The organism is Moorena sp. SIO3B2, from assembly GCF_010692525.1.
GTDB classification, from domain to species: domain Bacteria; phylum Cyanobacteriota; class Cyanobacteriia; order Cyanobacteriales; family Coleofasciculaceae; genus Moorena; species Moorena producens.
Window position 1 is genome coordinate 1 of record NZ_JAAHHE010000798.1, and the last position, 1740, is coordinate 1740.

Annotated in this window: 1 protein-coding gene and 5 tRNA genes; 1 reads left to right on the top strand and 5 read right to left on the bottom strand. The window is 42.6% G+C overall.

Going from position 1 to position 1740, the window contains the following annotated elements; all coding sequences use genetic code 11:
* Positions 1–151: 151 nt before the first annotated feature.
* Positions 152–931, top strand: a complete 780-nt coding sequence (locus F6K38_RS41165; protein ID WP_287268007.1) for an HvfC/BufC N-terminal domain-containing protein — start codon at positions 152–154, stop codon at positions 929–931.
* Positions 932–973: 42 nt separating this feature from the next.
* On the opposite strand, the gene F6K38_RS41170 is transcribed toward F6K38_RS41165, so the two are convergent.
* The 5 genes from F6K38_RS41170 to F6K38_RS41190 all read right to left on the bottom strand — a co-directional run bounded on the left by F6K38_RS41170 (position 974) and on the right by F6K38_RS41190 (position 1428).
* A tRNA-Arg gene (locus tag F6K38_RS41170) sits at positions 974–1046 on the bottom strand.
* A gap of 8 nt (positions 1047–1054) precedes the next feature.
* Positions 1055–1127 (bottom strand) — tRNA-Arg (locus tag F6K38_RS41175).
* A 6-nt stretch (positions 1128–1133) separates the two neighbouring features.
* Positions 1134–1218: transfer RNA gene (locus F6K38_RS41180), tRNA-Ser, on the bottom strand.
* Between the two features lie 4 nt (positions 1219–1222).
* Positions 1223–1306 (bottom strand) — tRNA-Tyr (locus F6K38_RS41185).
* A 51-nt stretch (positions 1307–1357) separates the two neighbouring features.
* A tRNA-Cys gene (locus F6K38_RS41190) sits at positions 1358–1428 on the bottom strand.
* Positions 1429–1740 lie beyond the last annotated feature (312 nt).

Genomic DNA, 1740 nt, shown 5'->3' on the forward strand with positions numbered 1-1740 from the left:
TGATAGCTGATAGCTGATAGCTGATAGCTGATAGCTGATAGCTGATAGCTGATAGCTGATAGCTGATAGCTGATAGCTGATAGCTGATAGCTGATAGCTGATAGCTGATAGCTGATAGCTGATAGCTTACGTATTTAGATCAGGTAAATAGATGGAATTAAGGACACTACAACAGTTATTTTACGATGCTGTTTTTGAAAATAATCCTGCCAGTACACAAACCATTGCTCAACACATCAAAGCAGCTAAACAATTGACCCCTGATCAAGGGTTAGCGATTTATCGTAGCAGTGTCCTAGGCAACCTGAGCCAAACCTTAATGTCAATTTATCCAGTCTGCTGTTGTTTGGTGGGAGAGAAATTTTTTGATGGAACAGCGATAAGCTATATCCAACGCTTTCCTTCGATATCAATGGATTTAGGAAATTATGGCGAATACTTTCCTGATTTTTTGGCGAATTTTGAGCCAGCAAAACAGTTACCCTACTTACCAGATGTAGCCAGGTTAGAGTGGCACTGGCATCGGGTGTTTAATGGTGAAGAGGCTACCAGGTTAGATGTCCAAGCATTGAGTACAGTTCCCCAAGACAAATGGGGAGAACTGATTTTCCATTTACCTAAAAATAGTGTTCTGATTGAGTCAGCTTACCCGATCCATCGCATTTGGGAAGTTAATCAACCTGAATACCAAGGTGATCAGCAAGTCAATTTAGATGAAGGGGGGATACAACTATTCCTCTGGCGCAATGGTTATGATATGCGCATTGAGCTGCCAACAAAAGCAGAATGGCAACTGCTGAAGGCTTTTCAAGGAGAAAATCGATTTGAAGCAATTTGTCAAGACCTGGCTGCTGATGAATTAGCTATTGATGTAGCATCTGAGTTACCGCAATTTGTACAACGTGGATGGATTGCTAGGTTTTCGATTTAGACGTCTCCTTATACAGAAGGATTTCAGCTTATTTACGCATAACAGGAGTGGCAGGATTTGAACCTACATTCGTCAGTTTAGAAGACTGATGCCTTATCCGTTAGGCTACACTCCCAGGATTAGCGAGAATGCAGGGATTTGAACCCCGATTTCTGGTTCCGAAGACCAGCGTGTTGATCCATTACACTACACTCCCACAACGCGGAGAGAGAGGGAGTCGAACCCCCAGTAGACTTACATCTACAACTGTCTAGCAAACAGCTTGCCCTGCCAATAGCGACCTCTCCAGAATGGGTTGGGTAGGATTTGAACCTACGGCGCACAGAGGCATCCGTTTTACAGACGGGTTCCTTAACCGGACTTGGATACCAACCCAATTTGCAGTGCCGACGGGAATTGAACCTGCCCTGGAACTGCAATATTTGAAGTCCAGGGTGAGAATTGAACTCACACAATCGGTTTTGCAGACCAATGCCCTACCATTAGGCGACCTGGACACATTCTCTGAAGTTTTCAAGGTGCTTCAGAGCAAGCAGGTGTTCGTCCTGTATTACTCTGTTATATATATATAACATAATATACTACAAAGTGTCAATAGTGTAATACAAAATAGTGATTCCCTTAGAGCATTGAGGGGCTCAATATGTGAAATAATTACTTTTTAGAAGGCCACTTCTCATAAGCCTTGCAATTAAGTAGTCAAAAAGCGGGATAAAACGGGATTTTTTGGGGTATAATAGACAAAAAGGCCAAGAATAGCCAACGATGTCTAAGCGCAAGAAAAAATCAGGCACAACAAAGAAGCTTTC